This is a genomic window from Stagnihabitans sp. (assembly GCF_964946895.1).
Genome location: NZ_CBBQHX010000033.1, coordinates 14,231 through 36,923 on the forward strand (window position 1 = coordinate 14,231; position 22,693 = coordinate 36,923).

Here is a 22,693-nt window from a genome sequence, read left to right on the forward strand (position 1 = left end):
ATCCCCGAATTTTCGTAGAAAATTCGTCTTCAGAATTTTCGTACGAAAATTCGTGCCGCGATCAGCCCGCGCAAGGCATTGCCCACCCAAAGCCGCACGCGGCCCAGATCCTCGGCCCGCAGCACCTCTTCCGGCACCGCCATCTCGGCCCGCAGCACCCCCGGCAACAGCCCCGATGACAGCGGCGGCGTCCGCATCCCCGCGCCCCGGTCAAAAAAGACCGAGGTGATCGTCCCCTCGCAGACCTCGCCCCGCTCGTTGAGGAAGATCACCTCGTCAAGACTTGCGGGCAGCGCGGCCCGCGCGGTATCATAGACGGCCCGGCGCGTGGACTTGACCCGCAGCCATGGGTCGGCACTATCAAGCCGCGCCGAAGCCAACCCCACCACCCATTCTTCCCTGGCAGCAGGCAACGCAGCCCGCTCCACCGTAAAAGCGCCCGAGGCTGCCATCGTCAGGCGCACCCGCTGCGGCTGATCCGGCATTCCCACTAGCACTTCGGCCAGTCCAACAGGCATGGGCCAACGCAAGGCAGCAGCCGAACGCGTCAGCCGCGCCTCATGCAGGGCCAGCCGGGGGAAGCGCGCGCCATCCCACAGCAGCGTCTCGATCAGCCTCACGTCTGGCGCACCAGCCCCGTCAGATAGCGCGCTTTCCAATGCGCCTCCTCCCATTCGCCGGCACAGGTGCTGTCCTGCACCACCCCGCCGCCCACGTTCAGCACGATCCGGTCCCCGGTCAAGGACAGCGTCCTTATCGCCACCGAAAAGCAGCTCGCCCCATCCGGAGCCATCCAGCCCACCGCCCCGCAATAGGCGCCGCGCGCGCAGGGCTCCACCTCGGCAATGATCTGCATCGCGCGGATCTTCGGCGCCCCGGTGATCGACCCGCAAGGAAACAGCGCCGGCATCAGCCCCGTCAGGCTCGGCGCCTCCACCATCTCGCCCACCACCCGGCTCACCATCTGATGCACCGTTGCATAGCTTTCCACCGCGAACAGCGCCGGCACCTTGACCGACCCCACCTTCGCGATCTTCGAGATATCATTGCGCAGCAAATCCACGATCATCAGGTTCTCGGCCCGGTTCTTCTCCGACAGCCGCAAATCCTCCGCCACCTCCGCATCGCGCACCGGATCGGGATCGCGCAGTGCCGTGCCCTTCATCGGGCGGCTTTCAATCCGTCCCGACGCATCGGTCCGCAGGAACAACTCGGGCGAGCGTGACACCAGCACCGGCCCCCCCAGATCGCAAAACGCGCCGAAGCCCACGCCCTGCCGCAGCCGCAAAGCGCCATAAAGCCCCAAGGCAGAGCCTTCCAGCAGCCGGCTTTCCATCGGAAAGGTCAGGTTGATCTGATAACAGTCCCCCGCGCCGATATAGGCCTTCACCCGGTCAAACGCCGCGCCATAATCCGCTTGGCTCACCATCGGCACCACCGGCGCAATCCTGACCCGCGCCTCGGCCTTGGCCCGCGCCAGCACCGGGGCCGGGTCCTGCGGCGCATCAAAGATGCCAAAGCACAGCAAAGGTCCCACCGGCGCCGGCATCACCCCGGCCAACTTCGGCTCCAGCGCATAGCCCGCCTCATAGGCGATCCAGCCCGCCACCCAGCGCCCCTCGGCCCGCGCGGCATCCAAAGCCGCCAAAGCGGGGGCCACTTCAGCCGCTTGCCACGCCTGAACCACGGCCAAAGCGCCGTCAAACAGCGCCGCCTGTCCCTTCGGACCATGCTCAAGAAGGATCATGCCAGCCCCGACCTTTGGCCTCTACCGCCCCTGACCTAGTGCGGAAACCCCGCCCGCGCCAGTCACCGAACCGACGGTTTTTCCGCGAAAATAGCCACCACGGCCACAAATCCCGCCCGAAAGCGTTAACCGCCTGTAAACTTCTATTCAGCGCTGGACAGACTGTAAAATCGGCGCTTTCCTGCTCAGTGGGCGACACAGTGTCGCGGACCAATCAAGAACAACAAACTGGAGGGAACAGAATGGTGGATAATTCTACCGACAAGGAACACCATGAGGATCTGAAGATCCTGCATGGCATGGGCTACGCCCAGGAACTTTCCCGCCGCATGGGAACGTTTCAAAGCTTCGCGATCTCTTTCTCGATCATCTGCATTCTGTCGGGTGGGCTTGGCTCCTTCCCGATCGCGCTGTCGTCCGGCGGGCCGTTCTCGCTGACGGTGGGTTGGCTGGTCGGCGGGGCTTTCGCGCTGGTCGTGGCAGCCTGCCTTGGCCAGATCGCCTCTGCATATCCGACCGCGGGTGGCCTCTATCACTGGTCCTCGATCCTCGGAGGCCGCTTCTGGGGCTGGGCCACCGCTTACACCAACCTTCTGGGCCTGCTGTTCGTGGTGCCCGCGATCAACGTCTTCCTCTACACCATCACCCGTGATCTGCTCTGTGCCGGCGTGCTGGGCTGGGACGTATCGGGCTGGACGATGTGGACGCAGATCTGGGCTGTCGTCGGTCTGCAAGTGGCTCAGGCCCTGCTGAACCATTTCGGCATCAAGCTGACCACGATCCTGACCGACCTTGCCGGCTATCTGATCTTCGTGGTGACCGTGATCCTGATCGCCATGTTCTTCATGGCCGCCCCGGACCACAACTTCGCCAAGCTGTTCACCTTCGTCAACAACACCGGCGCCTTGGGTGGCAACGTCTCGCCGCAAACCGGGCCGCTGATGGCCGTGATGATCGGGCTGCTCTATCCCCTGTTCACCATCACCGGCTTTGACGCCTCGGCCCACACCGCCGAAGAGACCAAGAACGCCCGCGACACCGTCCACAAGGGCATGCTGCACTCGGTGTTCTGGTCGTTGGTGTTCGGCTTCGTGATGATCGTCGCCATGATCATGGCAATCCCGGATCTGACCGCAGCCGCAGCCACAGGCTGGTCGTCGTTCAACAATGTCTTCATTGCGGCGATCATGGGCTCGTTCATCGGCAAGGTCATGCTGGTCGGCATCATCCTGTCGAACTTCCTGTGCGCGCTGGCCGCCGTCACCTCCACCTCGCGGATGATCTACGCCTTTGCCCGCGATGACGGCCTGCCCTTCTCGTCGATGCTGAAAACGGTAAGCGCCACCTACCGCACGCCGGTTTCGGCGATCTGGATGACGGCCATTCTCTGCTCAATCCTGACCGCCCTGACCACGCCGCTGAACGCCTTCGCGGCCCTCTCGACCGGCTCGGCGATGTATCTCTACATCTCCTACGCCATGCCGATCCTGGCCGGAGCGCTGGCCCTCGGCAAGACCTGGACGACCAAAGGCTCCTTTGAACTGGGCGGCCTCTACAAGGTCTTCGCCGTGATCGTCGCCTTGGGCACCATCGTGGTGATCATCGCCGGCCACGCCTTCGTCGTGTCGATCCCCGCAGACGCCACCGCCGGCACCAGCTTCGTGCCGGGCCTGTGGTACTATTCCGCCGCCTTCCTGATCTTCCTGGCGGTTCTGTGGTTCGGCATTGAAAACCGCCGCTTCAAGGGCCCGCCGACCGGCGACACCATTGCCAAGCGCGCAGCCGCCATCGCGGCTGCAGAACGCGCCGTCGGCGAAAAGGGCTAAGCCCACCCCACATCACCACCAAGGGCCGGGGGACAACCTCCGGCCCTTTCCCATTCCGCCCCCCCCCTGTCTTTTGTTCATAAATATCCCACGGGAGGTCTGGAGGGTGTGAAACCCTCCAGCGCCGGGCATGGATCGCCGCAGCTTCAGATCCCCCCGGAATCCCCTTGCGCCCCCGTCCTGCATGGCTATAACCCGGCAAGTTTTGCCGTAAGGGGGCCGCCATGCCGAAAAGAACCGATATCAAATCCATCATGATCATCGGGGCCGGTCCCATCGTCATCGGCCAAGCGTGCGAGTTTGACTACTCCGGCGCGCAAGCCTGCAAGGCGCTGCGCGAAGAGGGGTACCGGGTCATTCTGGTCAACTCCAACCCCGCCACGATCATGACCGACCCGGGCCTCGCCGACGCCACCTATATCGAGCCGATCACCCCCGAAGTCGTCGCCAAGATCATTGAAAAAGAGCGTCCCGATGCCCTTCTGCCAACCATGGGCGGTCAAACCGGGCTGAACACCGCGCTGGCCCTCGCAGACCTCGGCGTGTTGGAAAAGTTCAATGTTGAACTGATCGGCGCCAAGCGCGAAGCCATCGAAATGGCAGAAGATCGCAAGTTGTTCCGCGAGGCGATGGACCGCATCGGTCTGGAAAACCCCAAAGCCACCATCATCGCCGCCCCGAAACTCCCTTCCGGCAAATTTGACATCGCCGCCGGCGTGGCCGAAGCCGTGGCCGCCCTTGATTACGTGGGCCTGCCCGCCATCATCCGCCCCGCCTTCACCCTTGGCGGCACCGGCGGCGGCGTCGCCTACAACCGCGACGACTACGAAGCCATCGTGAAATCCGGGCTTGAGGCCTCCCCCGTCGCCCAAGTGCTGGTCGACGAATCCCTGCTCGGCTGGAAAGAATTCGAGATGGAGGTGGTGCGTGACACCGCCGACAACGCCATCATCGTCTGCTCCATCGAAAACATCGACCCGATGGGCGTCCACACCGGCGACTCGATCACCGTGGCCCCGGCGCTGACCCTCACCGACAAGGAATACCAGATCATGCGCAACGGCTCGATCGCCGTGCTGCGCGAAATCGGCGTGGAAACCGGCGGTTCCAACGTGCAATGGGCGATCAACCCCGCTGATGGCCGCATGGTCGTGATCGAGATGAACCCCCGCGTCTCGCGCTCCTCGGCGCTGGCCTCCAAAGCCACCGGCTTCCCCATCGCGAAAATCGCGGCGAAACTCGCCGTCGGCTACACCCTCGATGAACTCGACAACGACATCACCAAGGTGACCCCCGCCTCGTTCGAACCCTCCATCGACTATGTCGTCACCAAAATCCCCCGCTTTGCGTTTGAGAAATTCCCCGGCGCCCTCCCCAACCTGACCACCGCGATGAAATCGGTCGGTGAGGTCATGGCCATCGGCCGCACCATCCACGAATCCCTGCAAAAAGCACTCGCCTCTCTCGAAACCGGCCTCTCCGGCTTCGACGAAATCGCCATCCCCGGCGCCCCCGACCGCGTGGCCATCACCAAGGCCCTGTCCGAGGCCACCCCCGACCGCCTGCGCAACATCGCCCAAGCCATGCGCCACGGCCTGTCGGATGACGACATCAACGCCATCACCGCCTTCGACCCCTGGTTCCTCGCCCGCATCCGCGAGATCATTGACGTCGAGACCGAGATCAAGAAATCCGGCCTCCCCCACACCGCCACCGGCATCCGCAAGCTGAAAATGATGGGCTTCACCGACGCCCGCCTTGCCAAGCTGACCGGCCGGGACGAGGCGCAAGTCCGCCGCGCCCGCCGCAACCTCGGCGTCCACGCCGTCTTCAAACGCATCGACACCTGCGCCGCCGAATTCGAGGCGCAAACCCCCTACATGTACTCCACCTACGAAGTCCCCGCGATGGGCGACGTCGAATGCGAAGCCCGCCCGAGCGCCGCGAAAAAAGTCGTCATCCTCGGCGGCGGCCCCAACCGCATCGGACAGGGGATCGAGTTCGACTACTGCTGCTGCCACGCCTGCTACGCCCTCACGGCGGCTGGCTATGAAACCATCATGGTCAACTGCAACCCCGAGACCGTCTCCACCGACTACGACACCTCCGACCGCCTCTATTTCGAACCGCTCACCTTGGAGCACGTCCTCGAAATCCTCCGCGTGGAACAAGAAAACGGCACCCTTCACGGCGTCATCGTCCAATTCGGCGGCCAAACCCCGCTGAAGCTGGCGCAAGCCCTCGCCAACGAAGGCATCCCTATCCTCGGCACCACGCCCGACGCGATCGACCTCGCCGAAGACCGCGAGCGCTTCCAGCAACTCCTCCACAAGCTGGGCCTCAAACAACCCCACAACGGCACCGCCCGCTCCCGCGACGAAGCCTTCGCCGTCGCCAAAGACGTCGGCTACCCGTTGGTCATCCGCCCAAGCTTCGTCCTCGGCGGCCGCGCGATGGAAATCATCCGCGACGACGCCCAGCTTGAACGCTACATCGCCACCGCCGTGCAAGTCTCCGGCTCCTCCCCCGTCCTCCTCGACTCCTACCTCTCCGGCGCCATCGAGGTTGACGTCGACGCCCTTTGCGACGGCAAAGCCGTCCACGTCGCGGGCATCATGGAGCATATCGAGGAAGCTGGCGTCCATTCCGGCGACAGCGCCTGCTGCCTGCCACCCCACTCCCTCAGCGCCGAAACCGTCGAGGAGCTGAAGAAACAAACCGTCCAGATGGCCCTCGCCCTCAACGTCGTGGGCCTGATGAACGTGCAATTCGCCATCAAGGACGGCACGATCTACGTCCTCGAAGTCAACCCCCGCGCCTCCCGCACCGTCCCCTTCGTCGCCAAGGCCACGGACTCCGCCATCGCCTCCATCGCCGCCCGCCTCATGGCCGGGGAAAAACTAAGCAACTTCCCGATGCGCCCCGCCTACCCCGCAGGCGTCGGCCCCGACACCCCCCTGCCCCTGATGGACCCGCTGACCCTCGCCGACCCGAAAACCCCGTGGTTCAGCGTCAAGGAAGCCGTCCTCCCCTTCGCCCGCTTCCCCGGCGTCGACCCCGTCCTCGGGCCAGAAATGCGCTCCACCGGCGAAGTCATGGGCTGGGACCGCACCTTCGCGCTGGCCTTCCTCAAGGCCCAAATGGGCGCCGGCGTGCACCTGCCAGAATCCGGCCGCGCCTTCGTCTCGATCAAAGACATGGACAAGACCGAACCCTTCGCCGAAGCCATGCGCGGCCTGATCTCGTTGGGGTTTGAGATCGTCGCCACCAAAGGCACCGCCACTTGGCTGGCCAGCCAAGCCATCACCTCCACCCCCGTCGCCAAAGTCTACGAAGGCCGCCCCAACATCGTCGACCGCCTGAAAAACGACGAGATCGCTTTGGTTATGAACACGACCGAGGGCACCCAAGCCATCTCCGACAGCCGCGATATCCGCCGCGTCGCCCTGATGGACAAAATCCCCTACTTCACCACGGCAGCCGCGAGCATCGCCGCCGTCGCCGCGATGAAGGCCCGGGGCGAGGGCTATGGGGTCCGCACCCTCCAAGGCTGACGCAGCGCCCGTAGGGTGGGGTTCAACCCCACCCTACCAAAGCCGCACCTGCGCTCACCTGCTTGCCAGAAGGCAATCGTCCGCGCCCCACCGCTGCCGTCGGACTCCGGCTTGCGCCTCCGTCCAAGGGGCCGGGCAAGGGTACACTGGACCCTCGCCGTTTCGGCCCCGGCACCCGTCCAACCCGGCCAGAACAGGTTAACGCGGGTTGACCAAACCGAACCGCGTGTAGCTACAGATGAACTACGGACACATGACGGGAACCTGACGCAAACCCTGCAGCTTTGTTACAGCCCATCACAGCCCCGCCAGCCCCCTACCCTTGCGGCCCCCAAGGCCCTATATTCCCCGGGCACACCCAAAGGAGGCCGCGATGTTTCTGTTCGACCGCCGCAAGACCGAGATGGTCACCCCCGACAAGGCCCTTCCGGGCCGCCCCACGCCCTTGCCCACTGCCGAGACCCATTTCGTTTCGGGCATTCCGCTGAAATCCCCCGTCCCCGCTGGCTTCGAAGAGGCCCTGTTCGGCATGGGCTGCTTCTGGGGGGTAGAGCGGAAATTCTACAATATTCCGGGGGTTTGGCTGACGATGGTCGGCTATGCCGCAGGCATCACCCCCAACCCGACCTACAAGGAAACCTGCACCCAGCTCACCGGCCATAACGAAGTGGTACGGGTGATCTATGACCCTTCGATCATCACCTATGAAGGCCTGTTGAAAGCCTTCTGGGAAGGTCACGACCCGACCCAGGGCATGCGGCAGGGCAATGACGTAGGTTCCACCTATCGCTCTGGAATCTATACATATTCCGACGCTCAGGCACAGGCGGCCAAGGCCAGCAAGGCCATGTACCAGACGGCGCTGAACGCCAAGGGCTACGGTCAGATCACCACCGAAATCCTGCCCGCGCCGACCTTCTACTTCGCGGAAGATTACCACCAGCAATACCTCGCCAAGAACCCCGACGGCTATTGCGGCATCGGCGGAACCGGCGTCACCTGCCCGATCGGACTGAAGGTTCAGGCCTGATATAGCGAAGGCCGATCAATGACTTAGGTCGGCCTCGATGGCCCGGATCAGCAGGTCGATCCCGGCGTCGAACACGGTCTTCTGGCGGTCGCCCACGAAATACGGGCCGACCGCCATCAGGCCCGGATAGTCTTTGCGCGCCGCTTCGAACGGCACGGGCCGCGTCGCCGAGGGACCTTTGACCACCTCGTCCAGACAAGCGCCAACCAGATAGTGGCCCAGGATGCGAAAGTGCCGCGCCCGGCCCTCAGGGTCCAATCCGGCATCTTCAAAGATGTGCAGGATACCCTCCAGAAATCCAAGTCCAGCCCGGTTGTTCAGACGGAAACTGCTGAAATACATGAACATTCCCGGATGCCGGATCGCCATCCGCCGATAGGCGCAGGCCGCCCCGCGCAGCCGGTCCTGCCACGCGGCACTGTGGTCATAGTCCATCGCCTCGGCAATCAGCTGATCGACCAGCGCCTCGTACAGCTGCGCTTTGGAGGGGAAGTAATGATACAGGCTCATCGCCTGACAGCCCAGCCGGCCGGCCAGAACCCGAAAGCTGAACGCCGCCTGCCCTTCGGCATCAATCAGCGCCATGGCCTCTTGCAGGATGCGCGGCGCCGACAAGGCCGGCCCGCGAGGCCGTCTTGGCGCGCGCGACGCCGGTTCGAAAAGCTCAGACCTGTCGGACATGATCGCCCTGAATTTTCACCATCGCCACCTCATTGGCGCGTCAAACTGTCAACAACCTCAATTTGACAATCGTCCTCTGCGCCGGGTCCGAAGTCAACATGGCTTGAGCCGCTTGACGGGCGGCGGCCGGGGGCTTAATCGCCCCCAAGTCCCTTGCCGCGAAAGGCCGCCCCATGCCCACATTTACCGCGCTGACCACGCTGACCGGCGAGGATGCCGCCAACGCCATGGCAGAAGCCCTTGAAAAGATGACGCCAGAGCCGGTGGGTGTGGGTGTCTTCGAGATCGAGGATGACTCGGGGCTCTGGGAGGTCGGCGCCTATTTCCTTGACCCGCCAGACATGGTGATGCTGGAAATCTTCGCCCTGGCGTTTGCGGCCAAACCCTTCGCCGTCTCGGAACTGCCCGAGGTGGATTGGGTGGCCAAGGTCAAGCGCGAACTCTCGCCGGTGGAAGCGGGCCGCTTCTATGTCTATGGCAGCCATGACGCGGATAAGGCAGAAGAAATTCGGGCGCAAGGGGACCGGATCGCCCTGCTGATCGAGGCGACCGTGGCCTTCGGCACCGGCCACCACGGCACCACGCTGGGCTGCCTGCGCGCCTGGGACCGGCTTTACAATGCGGGCTTGCGGCCGGCCAAGGTGATCGATGTCGGTTGCGGCACGGCCGTTCTGGCGATGGCGGCGGCATCGGTTCTGCCTGATGCGCTGGTCATTGCGTCGGACATTGATCAGGTCGCGGTGGATGTGGCCGAGGCGAATGTGGCCATCAACGGCCTTTCCGGCCGGGTCGAATGCCTTGAGGCGGCGGGTTTCGCCCATCCCCGAATCCAGCAGGCCGCACCCTATGACCTGATCTTCGCCAATATCCTCAAAGGTCCGCTGATCGAACTGGCCCCCGCGATGGCAGCGAACTGCGTCAGCAAGGGTCTGGTGATCCTGTCGGGTCTGCTGGTCGTGCAGGCCGAGGCCATCACCGCAGCCTATGTCGCTGCCGGCTTCACCCCGGTCTCGCGTGAGGATCTAGGGGAATGGTCAGCGCTGGTGCTGCGGCGGAACTAAGGCCCGCGAACACTTCCCCGCCTCAATCGGCCATTTTGCCCCATTTATGCCACATTTTGACCCCAAAGTAACCTTGGTGGGGGTCGGAATCGGGAGATTGGGATGGCCGACCCAAATATGGTGGATTTTTACAACCGGGTGTCGCGCATTCAAAAAGCGCGTGCCAAGGGCTATGGCTTTGAGGCGACCGGGACCTTGGGCAGGTCCTATTATCATCGTCCGGCAGCACGGCGCAGGCCTTTCTTGCGGCCTGTCCTGTTCGTGCTGGTCTGCGTCTTCTTGCTGAAAGGCGTGATGTATCAACAAGTTGGCGCGGAAACCTACAACGCGCGCGTGGCCATGTTGATGTCAGGTCAGGGCATCGACCACATCGGCGGATGGCTGATGCAGCCAGAGCCTGTCACGGTCTTTGTCGCGGGCAAGATCGGCGACATGCTGATGAAGCTGAAATAGCACTTGGCAAAACGGCAAAACAAAAGGCCGCTGCGAGACGCAGCGGCCTTAAATCTGGCGGGCCATCTGATCAGCGACCGATCAGTTCGATGTCACCGCGGCACAGACCGATATCGTCGAGTTCACGGTTCGACAGACGGTTCAGCGATTTGCGGGTGATGCGGGCCGAGTTCCAAGCCTTCAGCGCGTCAACAGTATGGGCGACGGATTGCACCATGCGGAAAACGGTGATGGCACCGAACGGGGCCGCGTGGGACGTCTCATAAGAAGCCATGGCGGTTATCCTTTCAAAACTGCACAAGCAGAGGGCGATGTTTCGCTCTCGATGCCCGGTAAATAGTCTTGCTGCGAACGCACAGCAAGAGGACCCCCCGCAAGGCCGTCTTGCGTGCCGCGCATGGCTGGACGCCACAGTTTCGCCTTGTTTTCATTAATGAAATTTCAGGAAAGACGCAAGAGCGTCGCTTTCGTTCGGCAGGGTGCCGCTTTCTGCAGGTGCGAAGGCGCGGCCCGGCTGACGTGAAACCGCTTGGCGGATGTTCTCTTTTCGTGCTAACCGTTCGGCAACGACAACAGGGGGCAGGGATGCGGGTTCTCGGCATTGATCCGGGCTTGCGAAACCTCGGCTGGGGGGTGATCGACGTGCAGGGCGCGCGAATCACGCATGTGGCCAACGGCATCTGCCACTCGGATGCGGGCGATGGCGAGCTGGCGCAGCGGCTTGTCTCGTTGCACAGCCAACTGACCGAGGTGTTGCAACGGTTTCAGCCCGATGCGGCGGCGGTGGAACATACCTTCGTCAACAAGGATGCGGTGGCCACGCTGAAACTGGGTCAGGCGCGCGGGATTGCCCTGCTGGTGCCGGCACAAGCCGGGCTGGTGATCGGGGAATATGCGCCCAATGCGGTGAAGAAAGCGGTGGTGGGCGTCGGCCACGCCGCCAAGGCGCAGGTGGATCACATGGTGCGCCTGCAACTGCCGGGGGTCGAGATTGCCGGGCCGGATGCGGCGGACGCCTTGGCCATCGCCATCTGCCATGCGCATCATCTGCAAAGTGCGGGTCGGCTGGAGGCTGCGTTGAAAAGGGCTGCAGGATGATTGGCAAACTGTCGGGGATCGTCGACTGGAAGGGTCTGGATCAGGTCCTGCTGGACGTGCGCGGCGTGGGCTACATCATCCATGTCAACGACCGCACCCTGGCCGCCCTGCCCCCGGTGGGGGAGGCGGCGGCGCTTTACACCGACCTTCTGGTACGCGAGGACCTGCTGCAACTTTTCGGCTTCCTGACCCTGTTTGATCGCGAGTGGCACAAGCTTCTGATGACGGTGCAAGGGGTTGGCGCGAAAGCCTCGATGTCGATTCTGGGGGCTTTGGGGGCCGAAGGCGTGGCGCGGGCGATTGCGCTTGGCGATGCACGCTCCATTCAGGCGGCACAGGGCGTTGGGCCGAAACTTGCGCAGCGGGTGATATTGGAGCTGAAATCCAAGGCCCCCGGCATGATGACCCTGGGCGGCACCATGCCCGCCGCCGCCGCCGTGGTGACCGAGGTGGTAGAGACCCCTGCCCCCAAACGCCGCACCGCCGCAGCGCCGCCGCCCCCGGTGTCGAACCGGGCTGCCTTCAGCGCCGACGCCCTTTCGGCGCTGGTCAACCTCGGCTATGGCCAGGGCGAAGCGGCGCAGGCCGTCATGACCATCTCGGCCGAAAGCCCCGAGGCGGATACGGCCACCCTGATCCGGGCAAGCCTGAAACTCTTGGCACCTAAATGACCCCTGACCGCCCCGTCTCGCCCACCAAGCAGCCCGAGGATCTGGACCGCGCCCTGCGGCCGCAGACCCTGGATGATTTCGTCGGCCAAGCCGATGCCCGCGCCAACCTGCGCGTCTTCATCCAGTCCGCCAAACAGCGCGGCGAGGCGATGGATCACACGCTGTTCCATGGCCCTCCGGGGTTGGGAAAGACCACGCTGGCCCAGATCATGGCACGCGAATTGGGCGTGGGGTTCCGCATGACCTCTGGCCCGGTGCTGGCCAAACCCGGCGACCTTGCCGCAATCCTGACCAATCTGGAGCCGAAGGACGTTCTGTTCATTGACGAAATCCACCGCCTGTCGCCGGTGGTGGAGGAGGTCCTCTACCCCGCGCTGGAGGATTTTGCGCTGGATCTGGTGATCGGCGAGGGCCCTGCGGCGCGCACGGTCAGGATCGAGCTTCAACCTTTCACGCTGGTCGGCGCCACCACCCGACTTGGCCTGCTGACCACGCCCTTGCGTGACCGCTTCGGCATCCCGACCCGGCTGGAGTTCTACACCGAAGACGAGCTTGACCTGATCGTCACCCGCGGCGCCCGGCTTCTGGGCGTGCCAAGTGATCCGGCCGGCACACGGGAAATCGCCCGCCGGGCCCGTGGCACGCCGCGCATCGCCGGCCGCCTGCTGCGCCGTGTGGTCGATTTCGTGACGGTCGAGGGCGATGGCCGCCTGACCCAAGCGATTGCCGACCGGGCCTTGACGCGGCTGGGGGTGGATCATCTGGGGCTGGATGGCAATGACCGCCGCTACCTCAACCTGCTGGCCGAACACTATGGCGGCGGCCCTGTGGGGGTGGAAACCATCGCGGCGGCCCTGTCAGAGGCGCGCGATGCCATCGAAGAGGTGATCGAGCCCTTCCTGCTGCAACAGGGCCTGATCCTGCGCACCCCGCGCGGCCGGATGCTGGGCCAAAGGGCGTGGCGCCACCTCGGGATGGAGGCGCCACGTTTGCCGGGTCAATCGGACCTGTTCGAGGCTTAAGCCTTGACCCGGTCCGCCGCCGCCGCGCGGCCGGCAAGACCTGCCACCACCAGAAGCAGCAGCGCCAGCACGCCATAGGTGAAGCGGAAGCCGACATGCTGGGCAATGAAGCCGATGATCGACGGCGCCAGCAGATAGCCGGTGTAGCCGATCATCGTCGTCGTCGCGATCCCAGACCCCGGCGGCAGGCCCGGATAGTTGCCAGCGGCAGAGAACATGATCGGCACCATGTTCGCCACGCCAATGCCCGCGAAGGCAAAGCCCGCGATGGCCACGATGTCATTGGGCGCCGCCGCCCCCACCAAAATCCCCACCGCCCCGATGATGCCCGAGGCGCGCAGCGTCTTGACCGCCCCGAACCGGTTGCGCACGGCGTCGCCTCCAAAGCGGATCACCGCCATCGCCCCCGAGAACAGACCAAAAGCCAGACCCTGCCGCGTCAGATCGGCACCCATTTCGGATTTCACATAGACCGCAGCCCAATCCAGCACCGCACCCTCTGGCATCATCGAAAACAAGGCCATCGCGCCCAGCACATACAGGATCGGGATCCGCGGGAACATGCGGGCCTTGGGCTTCTCGGCTTCCTCGGCATGGGGCGGGTCGTTCACGATGAACCGGCTGGCAACGGCCAGCACCACCGCACAGATCGCCGCCACGCCAAGCGCCTGCTTGTCATAGCCAAAGGTCTCGATCGCGCGTCCGCCCAAGGCGCCGCCGATAAAGCCGCCCAAGCTCCAGAACCCATGCGACGACGACATGACGGCACGGCCAAGCCGCCGCTCCACCGCCACCGCGTTGGAGTTCATCGCCACATCCATGCAGCCGCCGAATGCGCCGTACAAGAACAGGAATGGCACCGCGATCCAGGGCGACGGGGCAAGGATCATCAGGGGAAACATCGGAATGAAGCAGGCGGCAAACAGGATCGCCATCTTGCGCGACCCATGATGGGCAATCAGCTTGCCGGCAAAGATCATCGCCGAAACCGCGCCTAGGCCGATCATCACGATCAGCACCCCCATGACCCCGGATTTCAGCCCGTGCCGCTCCATCATCTGGGGGATCTGCGGGGCCCAGGCCCCCATGTTGAAGCCGTTGATGAAGAAAAGTGCCGCAACCGCCCAGCGGCCCAAATTGGCTTGCCTGTCCATGAACCCCTCCATTTTCCCCCTCATAGCGGCGCGATGACGCAGGGGAAAGTCATGGCGATGCTTTGGATCTGCACGTTTTGTGACCGACTGTAACGTTATAGCTGATCAGATCAGCAAGCCGCCCGCATGTTCATGCCGCAAAAGCCAGACCTTCGTCTCGACCCCGCCCTTGGCCGAGAAGCCGCCGAGCGTCTTTGCCCCCAGCACCCGGTGGCACGGGATCAGGATCGGGATCGGGTTGGCCCCGCAGGCCTGCCCCACCGCCTGTGCCGGGGCCCCGACCCGGCGGGCAATATCGCCGTAGGTCAGGGTTTCGCCGAACGGGATGCCCGCCATGGCGCGGCGGACCTTTTCGTGCAGCCCGCTGCCAAAATCGAAGGGCAAATCGAAGGTCTGCAGGCGGCCCGCGAAATAGGCCGCAAGCTGCGCCAGCGCCTCGGCTTCCAGCGCGGTGGCCGGGCGATCCTGCCAGCACCAGTCCAGTCGCATGATCCGCCCGGCCGCTTCCGTCACCGAAACGGGGCCGAGCGGGGTCTGTATCGCCGCCGGGGCAGGATGGCCCATCCTAGCCGAGCGCGTCGTTGCACCGCTTGCAGGTGCCCGGGTGCCTGTGGCTTCCGACGTCTGGCAGAACCTTCCAGCAGCGCTGGCACTTCTCGCCCTCGGCCTTTTCGAACACCACACCGATGCCGGGGATTTCCGGCAGGCGGAAGGCTTCTTGCGGCTCGGGATCGGCGGTCAGCTGCAGGCCAGAGGTGATGCAAAGATCAGCGAAATCGACCGACTTCAGCGCCGCAAGGATCGCCGTTTCCGCCACATGCACGACCGGTGCGGCCTCCAGGCTGGCTCCGATGACCTTGGCGGTGCGCTGCACCTCCAAAGCCCCGGTGACAACCCGGCGGGCGGCGCGGATCGCCTCCCATTTGGAAGACAGCGCGGGGTTCAGCCAGGCGGCCGGCGTTTCGGGGAAGTCCTGCAGATGCAGCGAGCTGTCCGCGCCCGGGAAGCGGCAGAGCCACACCTCTTCCATCGTGAAGACCAGGATCGGGGCAAGCCAGGTCGTCAGGCGGTGGAACAGGATGTCCAGCACGGTCCGTGCCGAACGCCGCGTCAGGGACGCGGGCGCATCGCAGTACAGGCTGTCCTTGCGGATGTCGAAATAGACCGCCGACAGGTCCGTGGTGGCGAAGGTGAACAGCTTCTGGAAGACGCCCTGAAAGTCATACTTCGCATAACCGTCACGCACTTCGCCATCCAGCTCCGCCAGACGGTGCAGCACCCATTGCTCCAGTTCCGGCATCTGGGCGACATCGACCCTCTCGGCATCCGAGAAGTCCTTCAGGTTGCCCAACAGGAACCGCATGGTGTTGCGCAGACGGCGATAGCTGTCCGCCACACCTTTCAGGATTTCCTTCCCGATCCGCAAGTCGGTCGTGTAATCGGCCTGCGCCACCCAAAGCCGCAGGATATCGGCACCATATTCGTCGATCACGGCTTGCGGGGCCACGGTGTTGCCCAGCGACTTGGACATTTTCATGCCCTTCTCGTCGAGGGTAAAGCCATGCGTCAGCACACCCCGATACGGCGCCCGCCCCTTGGTGCCGCAGGCTTGCAGCATCGAGGAATGGAACCAGCCGCGATGCTGGTCGGTGCCCTCAAGGTACAGATCGGCAATGCCGTCCGAACTGCCATCCTCACGGTCGCGCAGCACGAAAGCGTGGGTCGAGCCTGAATCGAACCACACGTCCAGCACGTCGAAGACTTGGCTGTAGGCGTCAGGGTCCACGATGCCGTGCAGCATCTGGTGCTTGAAGCCGTCCTTGTACCAGACATCGGCGCCATCGGCCTCAAAGGCCTCACGGATGCGGGCGTTGACGTCGGCGTTGCGCAGCAGGAAGTCGGCGTCGGTGGGCTTGGCGCCAACCTTGGTGAAGCAGGTCAGCGGCACGCCCCAGGCGCGCTGGCGCGACAGCACCCAATCCGGCCGCGCCTCGATCATCGAGTGCAGACGGTTGCGCCCGGTTTGCGGCGTCCAGGTCACCAGTTGGTTGATCGAATTCAGCGCCCTTTGGCGGATGCTGTCGCCATAGGTCCCCATGCCGTCGTCCAGCGGCTTGTCGATGGCCACGAACCATTGCGGCGTGTTGCGGTAGATCAACGGCGCCTTGGAGCGCCACGAATGCGGATAGGAATGCTTCAGCTTGCCCTTGGCCAGCAAAGCGCCTTGCGCCGCCAGCGCCTTGATATTGCTGACATTGGCCGGGCCTTCCTTGCCTTCGGGCGTCAGGATCGCCTGACCACCAAACACCGGCAGGTCCTTGCGGTAGGTGCCATCCGCCTCGACGTTGTAGGTCATCGGCAGGCCGAACTTGACGCCCATCTGATAGTCGTCATCACCATGGCTGGGCGCAGTATGGACAAACCCGGTGCCCGCATCATCGGTCACATGGTCGCCTGGCAGCACCGGCACGTCGAAATCCCACTCGCCATGGCCACCCTCGATCCCGCGATAGGGATGGGCGCAGATCATTGCCGCCAGATCCTCGGCAGAGACATCGCAGAGGCGACGGACAAACTCCGGCCCATTGATCTTGGCTTGGGTGAAGGCGCTTTCCGCCAACTTGTCGGCCAGAACCAAGCGGTGGCCGATGGTCAGCGTGCTGTCTGCCTGCCGCCCGATGATTTCGTAAAGCCCATAAGCGATTGAAGGCCCGAAAGAGATCGCCCGGTTCTGCGGGATGGTCCAAGGCGTCGTCGTCCAGATCACCACATCGGTGCGGGTCTTGGTGAAGATGTCCGCCCCGGCCACCACCGGGAACCTTGCCCAGATCGTATGGCTGGTCAGGTCGTGATATTCCACCTCGGCCTCCGCCAAGGCGGTCTTTTCCACCGGAGACCACATCACGGGCTTGGACCCCTGATACAGGCTGCCATTCATCAGGAACTTCATGAACTCGTCTGCGATGACCGCTTCGGCGTGGTAGTTCATCGTCAGGTAGGGGTTGTCCCAGTTCCCCGTGATGCCGATGCGCTTGAACTCGGCGCGCTGGATGTCGATCCAGCCTTCGGCAAAGCGGCGGCATTCCTGACGGAAGTCGACGATGTTGACGTCGTCCTTGTTCAGGCCCTTGGCGCGGTATTGTTCTTCGATCTTCCACTCGATGGGCAGGCCGTGGCAGTCCCAGCCCGGCACATAGCGGGCGTCCTTGCCCATCATCTGCTGGCTGCGCACCACCATGTCCTTCAGCACCTTGTTCAGCGCATGGCCGATGTGCAAATGGCCATTGGCGTAGGGCGGACCATCGTGCAGCGTGAAATCGGCCCGCTTGCCGCCATCAGCGGCCTTCTTGCCGCGCAGGCGGTCATAGACGCCGATCTTCTCCCAGCGGGCCAGCCACTCAGGTTCACGCTGCGGCAGACCTGCGCGCATCGGGAAATCGGTTTCGGGCAGAAAGACAGTGTCGCGGTAGTCTGGGGCGGGCGTGTCAGCGCACATCGGGGCGGTCCTTGAACGGTGTATCGGAGGAAGGGGGCGCCAAAGCGCCAATGTCCCGGCGTCAGGTCAGGACGCCGGGCCGATAATTCGGGCGATGATCACGAATATCAAACTCATGGCGGCCTTATAGAAAAGGCGGGGCGCACGGTAAAGGGGAATGGGTGGGTTCAACCCTGCGGCAGAAGGCCAAGACGCTCCACCACCCAGCCCCCCAGCGCCTGCACCATGTCGTCACGTCCCGAAAGCGGGCCGGGACGGTACAGCACCGACCCAAGCGCCTTCTGCTGCCTTTCCAGAATGCCGACATCCTCGCGCCCCACCCTTTCCCAGCGGTCATAATAGGGGGCGGCCCGCTCCGCGAAATCGGGCTGCTCAAGCCGGGCCTTGGGGAAGCAGCCGCCAATCTCCAGCCGGGATTTGTCGGCGGCGATCGGCGTCACGTTTAGCCACCACAGGCAATCCTGGGCGACGGCAAACTGCATCGTCGGCAGGGCCACGGTGAAATAGGTGCCTTGGCGGGCCTCCTCATCCAGCCCGTCGATCGGGTCAAACGGCGGCACGCTATCTGACAAGGTGGCGATGGACCGCCCCGAGATCACCTGAATGCAGATCCAGTTCCCCGTGGTCGGCAGCGTCCGCGAGGTCTGCGCCCCCACCGTATCGCGGTGAACGATCCCGGTGTGATAGGTCTCCATCGCGTTCTCAAGGATCAGCTTCCAATTGCAGGCCGGCTCCAGCGTGACAGTCCAGGTGCAGCGCATGTCTTCGGGCCGGTGCGAGGCAAGACGGTCGGGCAGATCGCCCAGATGGGCGCGCAGGCTGGGGCCGTCATGGGTGAAGCGGGCGAACAGGAACCCGGCCCAGATGTCACTGTCCAAGGCCACCATGCCGTTCTCGCGGCGGTCAAAGCCCTCGGCGTCCTTCATGTCGGGGCAGCCATAAAGGCGACCGTCCGTCAGATAGCTCCAGGCGTGGTAGGGGCACATGACCTTGGCCCCAGTGTTGCCTTGGCCCTCCAGCAGGATCGACCCCCGATGGCGGCAGTGGTTGGCAAAGACCCGCAGCACGCCATCGGCCCCGCGCAGGGCGACAATCGGGCCGCCGGGGCTGTCGAAGGCGCGGTAGTCGCCGGGGTTGGGCAACTGGTCCTCGCGGCACAGGAAGAACCAGTGGCACAGGAACAGCGCCTCGCGTTCGGCGGCAAAAATCGCGGGGTCGGTGTAAAACCAGGCCGGCATCGACCGCGCGCGCGCGATCGGCTGGACGGCTTGGGTCAACTCGGCAGGGTTCAGGGGCATTTCAGGTCACATGCTCGGTTCGGTCAGGTGCAACGGCCGCTGCGGCCACAGGACCCGCCCAAGGTCCGCCCCTTGGGGCCACCTGACGTCGATCCGCGCCCCAGAACCTGTCAAAGCCTTGCGCGATTCTGCCGGCTTGGCAATGCATTCGCCCCGGCCTTCGGTCGATTCACCTTGCGACCGCCGGGCGGGGCCATAAATTGGGCTGTGACATCCAAGCCAAGGACCGCCCTGCCATGAAAGAACCCTCTGTCAACGTGCTGGGCGAAAAGCTGGAGCCCTGTTCCACCAAGCCCGTGACCGGCTTTTACCGCAACGGCTGCTGTGACACCGGGCCAGAGGATCGCGGCCAGCACACGGTCTGCGCGGTGATGACGGCAGAGTTTCTGGCGATGTCGAAATACCTCGGCAATGACCTGTCCACCCCCCGGCCCGAGTTCGGCTTTGCCGGCCTCAAGCCCGGTGACCGCTGGTGCCTGTGCGCCAGCCGCTTCCTGCAGGCGCATGACGAAGGGGCGGCCCCGCAGGTCAACCTTGCCGCCACCCACAAGCGCACGCTTGATGTGGTGCCGCTGGCCATCCTGCAAGCCAATGCGGTCCAGCCCTAGCTGTTGGCCACCTTCTGCAACGGCGGCCGCACGGCATTGTCGTCGCGCATCAGATCATCAATGAACAGGCTCAGCAGTTGCGAGCGGCCTGACACCCCGGCCTTGCGATAAATCGCATTGGTCTGCGCCTTGACCGTGCCTTCCGAGGTTGCCCGCAGCACGGCGATTTCGGCTGTCGACATGCCTTTGATGGCAAACAGCGCCACGTCCCGCTCGGCCGGGGTCAGGCCCCATTCGGCGAAACGCTCCTCCAGCAGATCCAGAAACGCGCCAGAGGCACGGCGCAGCCGCTCTTGCGCCTTGTTGCGGTCCAGAACCAGGCGGCGCATCGCCAACCCGCCCAGAACCGCCCCGATGATCAGGCCAAGTGCTGCGCCAATCTCCAGCAGTTCGCGCATTTCCCACGACAGCGGGGCCGCTTCAAAGCCGAACAGCGAGGAAAACACATCCGACACGAACAGGATCGCGCACAAGGACTGCGCCAGAAACACAAGCGCAACAACGGCAAGTCTTCCCACTAAAGCACCGCCTCAGTCAGGTCATTGCCGCCATGCCGTGCCGTGCTGTCATCGTCCTGCATCAGTCGTCTTTACCCTTGCCGTCCCCACCACCGTCGCCGCCGCCATCCGACCCTTTGCCAGACCCAGACCCTCCGCCAGACCCCTTGTCCGACCCTGAATCATCCCCCGACCCCGCGCTTGACCCATCGCCGCCCGAACCGCCATCGGAAGATCCGTCGCCCGAGGTTCCGCTTCCGGAAGATCCGCTGCCGGAAGATCCCCCCCCGTCAGACCCGCCCTGATCACCGCCGACGGTGTCAAGGATCGGCTGTGATCCGGTGCCGCCGCTGATGGCCGTCCACTGGTCGCGCAGAATTTCACCAGTGCGCGGGTTGATGACGATTTCCCGCTGCCCGTCCTTGCGATGCGCCACGATGCGAAGCCGCCCAAGCCAGGTCGTCTCCGAGGAGATGTCGCTGAAGCCCTGTTTGCCCAGTTGCGCGATGACCTCATCCGCCACCGTTGCGGCAAGGGCCTGCCCGGCGGGGATGGCCAAAGCAGCGGTCAGGCAGGTGAAGAAGGCGCGTCGGTTCATGGCTCACTCCCGGAAAATCCGGTCCCCTTGCTGTATAATGGTTATCACTCCGGTTCCAGACAGAATTGGACGAACCGGTCGTATCGTGGTGGCGCGGGCCAGGTCGGCATCCGCCCCAAGGCTTTGCTCCCGCGTCGTTCGTGCCTTGCCGCCCCGGTCAAAACCCTGCGGGATCACCCGACCCGCCCCCAAGCCCGGGCGGTGCCACCGGGATGGGATGGCACGGTCTGGGCCGACGTCCGGGGACGGGCCGGGTGTACAGGGCAAGCCTCCCGCCGGGGCGGGATTGCGCCGCATCCCTGGCAAGTTGGGGGATGGAACGGGGGCGGTGCGGGCTTGCCCTGACGCATGTCCGCCAAGCCTTGGAAGGCCCTTTGGACAGGTGCAGGACTGTTGGTTTGGGAAACGTCGGGATCGGCTTGGCACAAGACCGCCACCAGCGGGATTGCCGGGGGCGACGTCCAAGGACATATCAGGTTCACCCCGAACGGAAATTGATCTGAGGTTCAATGCGGGCCCCCTAAACCGGCCAAGACAGGCCCTAAACCGCAGTTTAGGACCAATTTGACGAAAATCTTCAGACTTTGGTCGGGGCTCCGCTGTGCTTTTCGCCCCCGAGACGGGGCGCGCGGCGCAAACCCCTGGCACAGACGGCACAACACAAAGACCCAAGCCGTGCGATTCGCCCAAGGCCCGCCCTCCCGCCGCGGACGCTGGCTCAGGCCACCTTGCAGCTTGGCTCTTTGATCTGCCGGCGTTCGGCCCCCATCATATCCTCGATGAACAGGCTCAGCAGCTGCGGACGCCCCGACACCCCGGCCTTGCGATAGATCGCAGCCGTCTGGGCCTTGACCGTCCCCTCCGAGGTTTCCCGCAGCCGGGCAATGTCCTGAACCGTCAAACCCTTGATGGCAAACACGGCCACATCACGCTCTGCCGCCGTCAGGCCCCATTCGCCAAACCGCTCGTTCAGCAGATCGGCAAAATCGCCAGAACTGCGCTCCAGCCGGGCCTCGGCGCGGTGCAGATCGCTGAAGGCACGCCAGACCAGCAGCCCACCGAAGATCAACCCCAGAAACAGCCCCAGAAGCGCGCCAATCTCCATCATCTCCCGCATCGACCACGAAATCGGCTTTGGATACAGCCCGACGACCGACAGCAGAATATCGGCCAGGAAAAACATGGCACACAGGAACTGGATGATCAGAAGAACAAGGTAGGAACTCGCCCGGGTCACGGCGCAACCGGTGTCAAAGGGGCAATCGGGTCCGACAGAACCACCGGGTTCGCATCGCCATCGCCCGCCACCGGCGGCGTCGGGTCCGCCCCCAGCTCCACCCCGCCCGGCGGCACCACAGCCGTGGCCGCCGCACCGTCCACCGGAACGCTGGCTGACAAAGCGGTTACCACCGTCGTCGTCCCCGCCGTCGTCGTCCCCGCCGTCGTTGGGCCCGCCGTCGTCGGGCCCGTGGACTGCGCCGCCCCTGCGCCAGATCCCCCCCCGTGCGAGGCCGTCACCAAACCGCCGCCGTGCGACGCGGGTGCAGTCGGGGCGGCTTGCGCGACCAAGGTCGCATAATCGCGCAGGATCTCGCCGGTTTCCGGATTGACCACCAACTCGCGGTGATACAGCGGGCTTTCCGCCACGATGCGCAGCCGGCCCAGAAAGGTATAGCCGTCTTCCAAAATGACATAGCCCTGCGCCTTCAGGGCGGCGATCAGCTGCTCTTCCACGCTGCGCGCCTGTGCCTGCGCGCCCAGGCCCATCAGCACAAGCGCGACAAGAATCGCTTTCTTCATGATCACGCGGCGGCCAAGGCCCCGCCTCCTGTTTCGCCTTTTAGCTGACCGAAGCCGGGATCAAAGGGAATACGCTCTAAAGGGTATCGGCCAAAGCCC

21 protein-coding genes are annotated in these 22,693 nt (G+C 64.2%); 9 read left to right on the plus strand and 12 right to left on the minus strand.

Going from position 1 to position 22,693, the window contains the following annotated elements; all coding sequences use genetic code 11:
• Positions 1-29 precede the first annotated feature (29 nt).
• Both AC1Y2B_RS17870 and AC1Y2B_RS17875 read right to left on the minus strand, forming a co-directional pair.
• Positions 30-659 (minus strand): aminotransferase class IV family protein, encoded by a 630-nt coding sequence (locus tag AC1Y2B_RS17870; protein ID WP_482254474.1) that lies wholly within the window; start codon positions 657-659, stop codon positions 30-32.
• A complete protein-coding gene (locus AC1Y2B_RS17875; protein ID WP_482254475.1) occupies positions 617-1,747 on the minus strand; it encodes an aminodeoxychorismate synthase component I in 1,131 nt (376 codons plus the stop codon). Before AC1Y2B_RS17875 ends, AC1Y2B_RS17870 begins: the two co-directional genes overlap by 43 nt.
• Positions 1,748-1,989: 242 nt before the next feature.
• On the opposite strand from AC1Y2B_RS17875, the gene AC1Y2B_RS17880 reads away from it, so the two are divergent.
• The 3 genes from AC1Y2B_RS17880 to msrA all read left to right on the plus strand — a co-directional run bounded on the left by AC1Y2B_RS17880 (position 1,990) and on the right by msrA (position 8,157).
• Complete coding sequence (locus tag AC1Y2B_RS17880) at positions 1,990-3,573, plus strand: amino acid permease (protein ID WP_482254476.1); 1,584 nt, start codon at positions 1,990-1,992, stop codon at positions 3,571-3,573.
• A gap of 224 nt (positions 3,574-3,797) precedes the next feature.
• The gene (gene carB, locus AC1Y2B_RS17885) at positions 3,798-7,127 is read left to right on the plus strand and encodes a carbamoyl-phosphate synthase large subunit (protein WP_482254477.1); all 3,330 of its coding nucleotides are present in this window, start codon (positions 3,798-3,800) and stop codon (positions 7,125-7,127) included.
• 373 nt (positions 7,128-7,500) lie between these two features.
• On the plus strand, positions 7,501-8,157 hold the full coding sequence (msrA, locus tag AC1Y2B_RS17890) for a peptide-methionine (S)-S-oxide reductase MsrA (RefSeq protein ID WP_482254478.1): 657 nt from the start codon (positions 7,501-7,503) through the stop codon (positions 8,155-8,157).
• Between the two features lie 15 nt (positions 8,158-8,172).
• Here the strand turns inward: msrA and AC1Y2B_RS17895 are convergent, their stop codons facing one another.
• A complete protein-coding gene (locus tag AC1Y2B_RS17895; protein WP_482254479.1) occupies positions 8,173-8,838 on the minus strand; it encodes a TetR/AcrR family transcriptional regulator in 666 nt (221 codons plus the stop codon).
• 173 nt (positions 8,839-9,011) lie between these two features.
• Here AC1Y2B_RS17895 and AC1Y2B_RS17900 point away from each other — a divergent pair, with 173 nt between their 5' ends.
• Both AC1Y2B_RS17900 and AC1Y2B_RS17905 read left to right on the plus strand, forming a co-directional pair.
• Positions 9,012-9,899 carry a 50S ribosomal protein L11 methyltransferase gene (locus AC1Y2B_RS17900; protein ID WP_482254480.1) on the plus strand — a complete coding sequence of 296 codons (888 nt, stop codon included), beginning with the start codon at positions 9,012-9,014 and terminating at the stop codon, positions 9,897-9,899.
• 102 nt (positions 9,900-10,001) lie between these two features.
• Positions 10,002-10,352, plus strand: a complete 351-nt coding sequence (locus AC1Y2B_RS17905) for a hypothetical protein (RefSeq protein WP_482254481.1) — start codon at positions 10,002-10,004, stop codon at positions 10,350-10,352.
• A 70-nt stretch (positions 10,353-10,422) separates the two neighbouring features.
• Here the strand turns inward: AC1Y2B_RS17905 and AC1Y2B_RS17910 are convergent, their stop codons facing one another.
• Entirely contained in the window at positions 10,423-10,626 is a 204-nt protein-coding gene (locus AC1Y2B_RS17910; protein ID WP_482254482.1) for a DUF1127 domain-containing protein, read from the minus strand.
• A gap of 311 nt (positions 10,627-10,937) precedes the next feature.
• Between AC1Y2B_RS17910 and ruvC the strand changes: the two genes are divergently transcribed.
• From ruvC to ruvB, 3 genes are read left to right on the plus strand one after another with little or no spacing between them, the layout of a single operon-like run.
• Positions 10,938-11,450: a crossover junction endodeoxyribonuclease RuvC gene (gene ruvC, locus AC1Y2B_RS17915; protein ID WP_482254483.1), complete on the plus strand. Its 513-nt coding sequence runs from the start codon at positions 10,938-10,940 to the stop codon at positions 11,448-11,450.
• Positions 11,447-12,121 carry a Holliday junction branch migration protein RuvA gene (ruvA, locus tag AC1Y2B_RS17920; protein ID WP_482254484.1) on the plus strand — a complete coding sequence of 225 codons (675 nt, stop codon included), beginning with the start codon at positions 11,447-11,449 and terminating at the stop codon, positions 12,119-12,121. Before ruvC ends, ruvA begins: the two co-directional genes overlap by 4 nt.
• Positions 12,118-13,143, plus strand: coding sequence for a Holliday junction branch migration DNA helicase RuvB (ruvB, locus tag AC1Y2B_RS17925; RefSeq protein WP_482254485.1), 1,026 nt, complete (start codon positions 12,118-12,120; stop codon positions 13,141-13,143). The genes ruvA and ruvB overlap by 4 nt, the downstream gene beginning before the upstream one ends.
• Here ruvB and AC1Y2B_RS17930 read toward each other — a convergent pair.
• From AC1Y2B_RS17930 to AC1Y2B_RS17945, 4 genes are all read right to left on the minus strand, one after another.
• Positions 13,140-14,297 carry an MFS transporter gene (locus AC1Y2B_RS17930; RefSeq protein WP_482254486.1) on the minus strand — a complete coding sequence of 386 codons (1,158 nt, stop codon included), beginning with the start codon at positions 14,295-14,297 and terminating at the stop codon, positions 13,140-13,142. The two genes, ruvB and AC1Y2B_RS17930, sit on opposite strands and share 4 nt — an antisense overlap.
• Positions 14,298-14,402: 105 nt before the next feature.
• Positions 14,403-14,861 carry a methylated-DNA--[protein]-cysteine S-methyltransferase gene (locus tag AC1Y2B_RS17935; RefSeq protein WP_482254487.1) on the minus strand — a complete coding sequence of 153 codons (459 nt, stop codon included), beginning with the start codon at positions 14,859-14,861 and terminating at the stop codon, positions 14,403-14,405.
• Position 14,862: 1 nt separating this feature from the next.
• Positions 14,863-17,793: an isoleucine--tRNA ligase gene (ileS, locus tag AC1Y2B_RS17940; protein WP_482254488.1), complete on the minus strand. Its 2,931-nt coding sequence runs from the start codon at positions 17,791-17,793 to the stop codon at positions 14,863-14,865.
• A gap of 167 nt (positions 17,794-17,960) precedes the next feature.
• Positions 17,961-19,091 (minus strand): aromatic ring-hydroxylating oxygenase subunit alpha, encoded by a 1,131-nt coding sequence (locus tag AC1Y2B_RS17945; protein WP_482254489.1) that lies wholly within the window; start codon positions 19,089-19,091, stop codon positions 17,961-17,963.
• Between the two features lie 236 nt (positions 19,092-19,327).
• On the opposite strand from AC1Y2B_RS17945, the gene AC1Y2B_RS17950 reads away from it, so the two are divergent.
• The gene (locus AC1Y2B_RS17950) at positions 19,328-19,699 is read left to right on the plus strand and encodes a DUF2237 family protein (RefSeq protein WP_482254490.1); all 372 of its coding nucleotides are present in this window, start codon (positions 19,328-19,330) and stop codon (positions 19,697-19,699) included.
• Here AC1Y2B_RS17950 and AC1Y2B_RS17955 read toward each other — a convergent pair.
• The 4 genes from AC1Y2B_RS17955 to AC1Y2B_RS17970 form a co-directional block, all read right to left on the minus strand.
• Positions 19,696-20,217: a helix-turn-helix transcriptional regulator gene (locus tag AC1Y2B_RS17955; protein ID WP_482254491.1), complete on the minus strand. Its 522-nt coding sequence runs from the start codon at positions 20,215-20,217 to the stop codon at positions 19,696-19,698. The genes AC1Y2B_RS17950 and AC1Y2B_RS17955 overlap by 4 nt on opposite strands.
• Positions 20,218-20,278: 61 nt before the next feature.
• Positions 20,279-20,794: a hypothetical protein gene (locus tag AC1Y2B_RS17960; RefSeq protein WP_482254492.1), complete on the minus strand. Its 516-nt coding sequence runs from the start codon at positions 20,792-20,794 to the stop codon at positions 20,279-20,281.
• Positions 20,795-21,512: 718 nt separating this feature from the next.
• On the minus strand, positions 21,513-22,031 hold the full coding sequence (locus AC1Y2B_RS17965) for a helix-turn-helix transcriptional regulator (RefSeq protein WP_482254493.1): 519 nt from the start codon (positions 22,029-22,031) through the stop codon (positions 21,513-21,515).
• Positions 22,028-22,594 carry a hypothetical protein gene (locus tag AC1Y2B_RS17970; RefSeq protein WP_482254494.1) on the minus strand — a complete coding sequence of 189 codons (567 nt, stop codon included), beginning with the start codon at positions 22,592-22,594 and terminating at the stop codon, positions 22,028-22,030. The genes AC1Y2B_RS17965 and AC1Y2B_RS17970 overlap by 4 nt, the downstream gene beginning before the upstream one ends.
• Positions 22,595-22,693 lie beyond the last annotated feature (99 nt).

Coding starts and splice junctions, on each gene's coding strand:
- AC1Y2B_RS17945 (WP_482254489.1), bottom strand. CDS start 19,091: ATGCCCCTGAACCCTGCCGAGTTGACCCAAGCCGTCCAGCCGATCGCG.
- AC1Y2B_RS17970 (WP_482254494.1), bottom strand. CDS start 22,594: ATGAAGAAAGCGATTCTTGTCGCGCTTGTGCTGATGGGCCTGGGCGCG.
- carB (WP_482254477.1), top strand. CDS start 3,798: ATGCCGAAAAGAACCGATATCAAATCCATCATGATCATCGGGGCCGGT.
- AC1Y2B_RS17930 (WP_482254486.1), bottom strand. CDS start 14,297: ATGGACAGGCAAGCCAATTTGGGCCGCTGGGCGGTTGCGGCACTTTTC.
- msrA (WP_482254478.1), top strand. CDS start 7,501: ATGTTTCTGTTCGACCGCCGCAAGACCGAGATGGTCACCCCCGACAAG.
- ruvB (WP_482254485.1), top strand. CDS start 12,118: ATGACCCCTGACCGCCCCGTCTCGCCCACCAAGCAGCCCGAGGATCTG.
- AC1Y2B_RS17905 (WP_482254481.1), top strand. CDS start 10,002: ATGGCCGACCCAAATATGGTGGATTTTTACAACCGGGTGTCGCGCATT.
- AC1Y2B_RS17875 (WP_482254475.1), bottom strand. CDS start 1,747: ATGATCCTTCTTGAGCATGGTCCGAAGGGACAGGCGGCGCTGTTTGAC.
- AC1Y2B_RS17895 (WP_482254479.1), bottom strand. CDS start 8,838: ATGTCCGACAGGTCTGAGCTTTTCGAACCGGCGTCGCGCGCGCCAAGA.
- AC1Y2B_RS17935 (WP_482254487.1), bottom strand. CDS start 14,861: ATGGGCCATCCTGCCCCGGCGGCGATACAGACCCCGCTCGGCCCCGTT.
- ruvA (WP_482254484.1), top strand. CDS start 11,447: ATGATTGGCAAACTGTCGGGGATCGTCGACTGGAAGGGTCTGGATCAG.
- AC1Y2B_RS17880 (WP_482254476.1), top strand. CDS start 1,990: ATGGTGGATAATTCTACCGACAAGGAACACCATGAGGATCTGAAGATC.
- AC1Y2B_RS17950 (WP_482254490.1), top strand. CDS start 19,328: ATGAAAGAACCCTCTGTCAACGTGCTGGGCGAAAAGCTGGAGCCCTGT.
- ileS (WP_482254488.1), bottom strand. CDS start 17,793: ATGTGCGCTGACACGCCCGCCCCAGACTACCGCGACACTGTCTTTCTG.
- ruvC (WP_482254483.1), top strand. CDS start 10,938: ATGCGGGTTCTCGGCATTGATCCGGGCTTGCGAAACCTCGGCTGGGGG.
- AC1Y2B_RS17960 (WP_482254492.1), bottom strand. CDS start 20,794: ATGAACCGACGCGCCTTCTTCACCTGCCTGACCGCTGCTTTGGCCATC.
- AC1Y2B_RS17900 (WP_482254480.1), top strand. CDS start 9,012: ATGCCCACATTTACCGCGCTGACCACGCTGACCGGCGAGGATGCCGCC.
- AC1Y2B_RS17910 (WP_482254482.1), bottom strand. CDS start 10,626: ATGGCTTCTTATGAGACGTCCCACGCGGCCCCGTTCGGTGCCATCACC.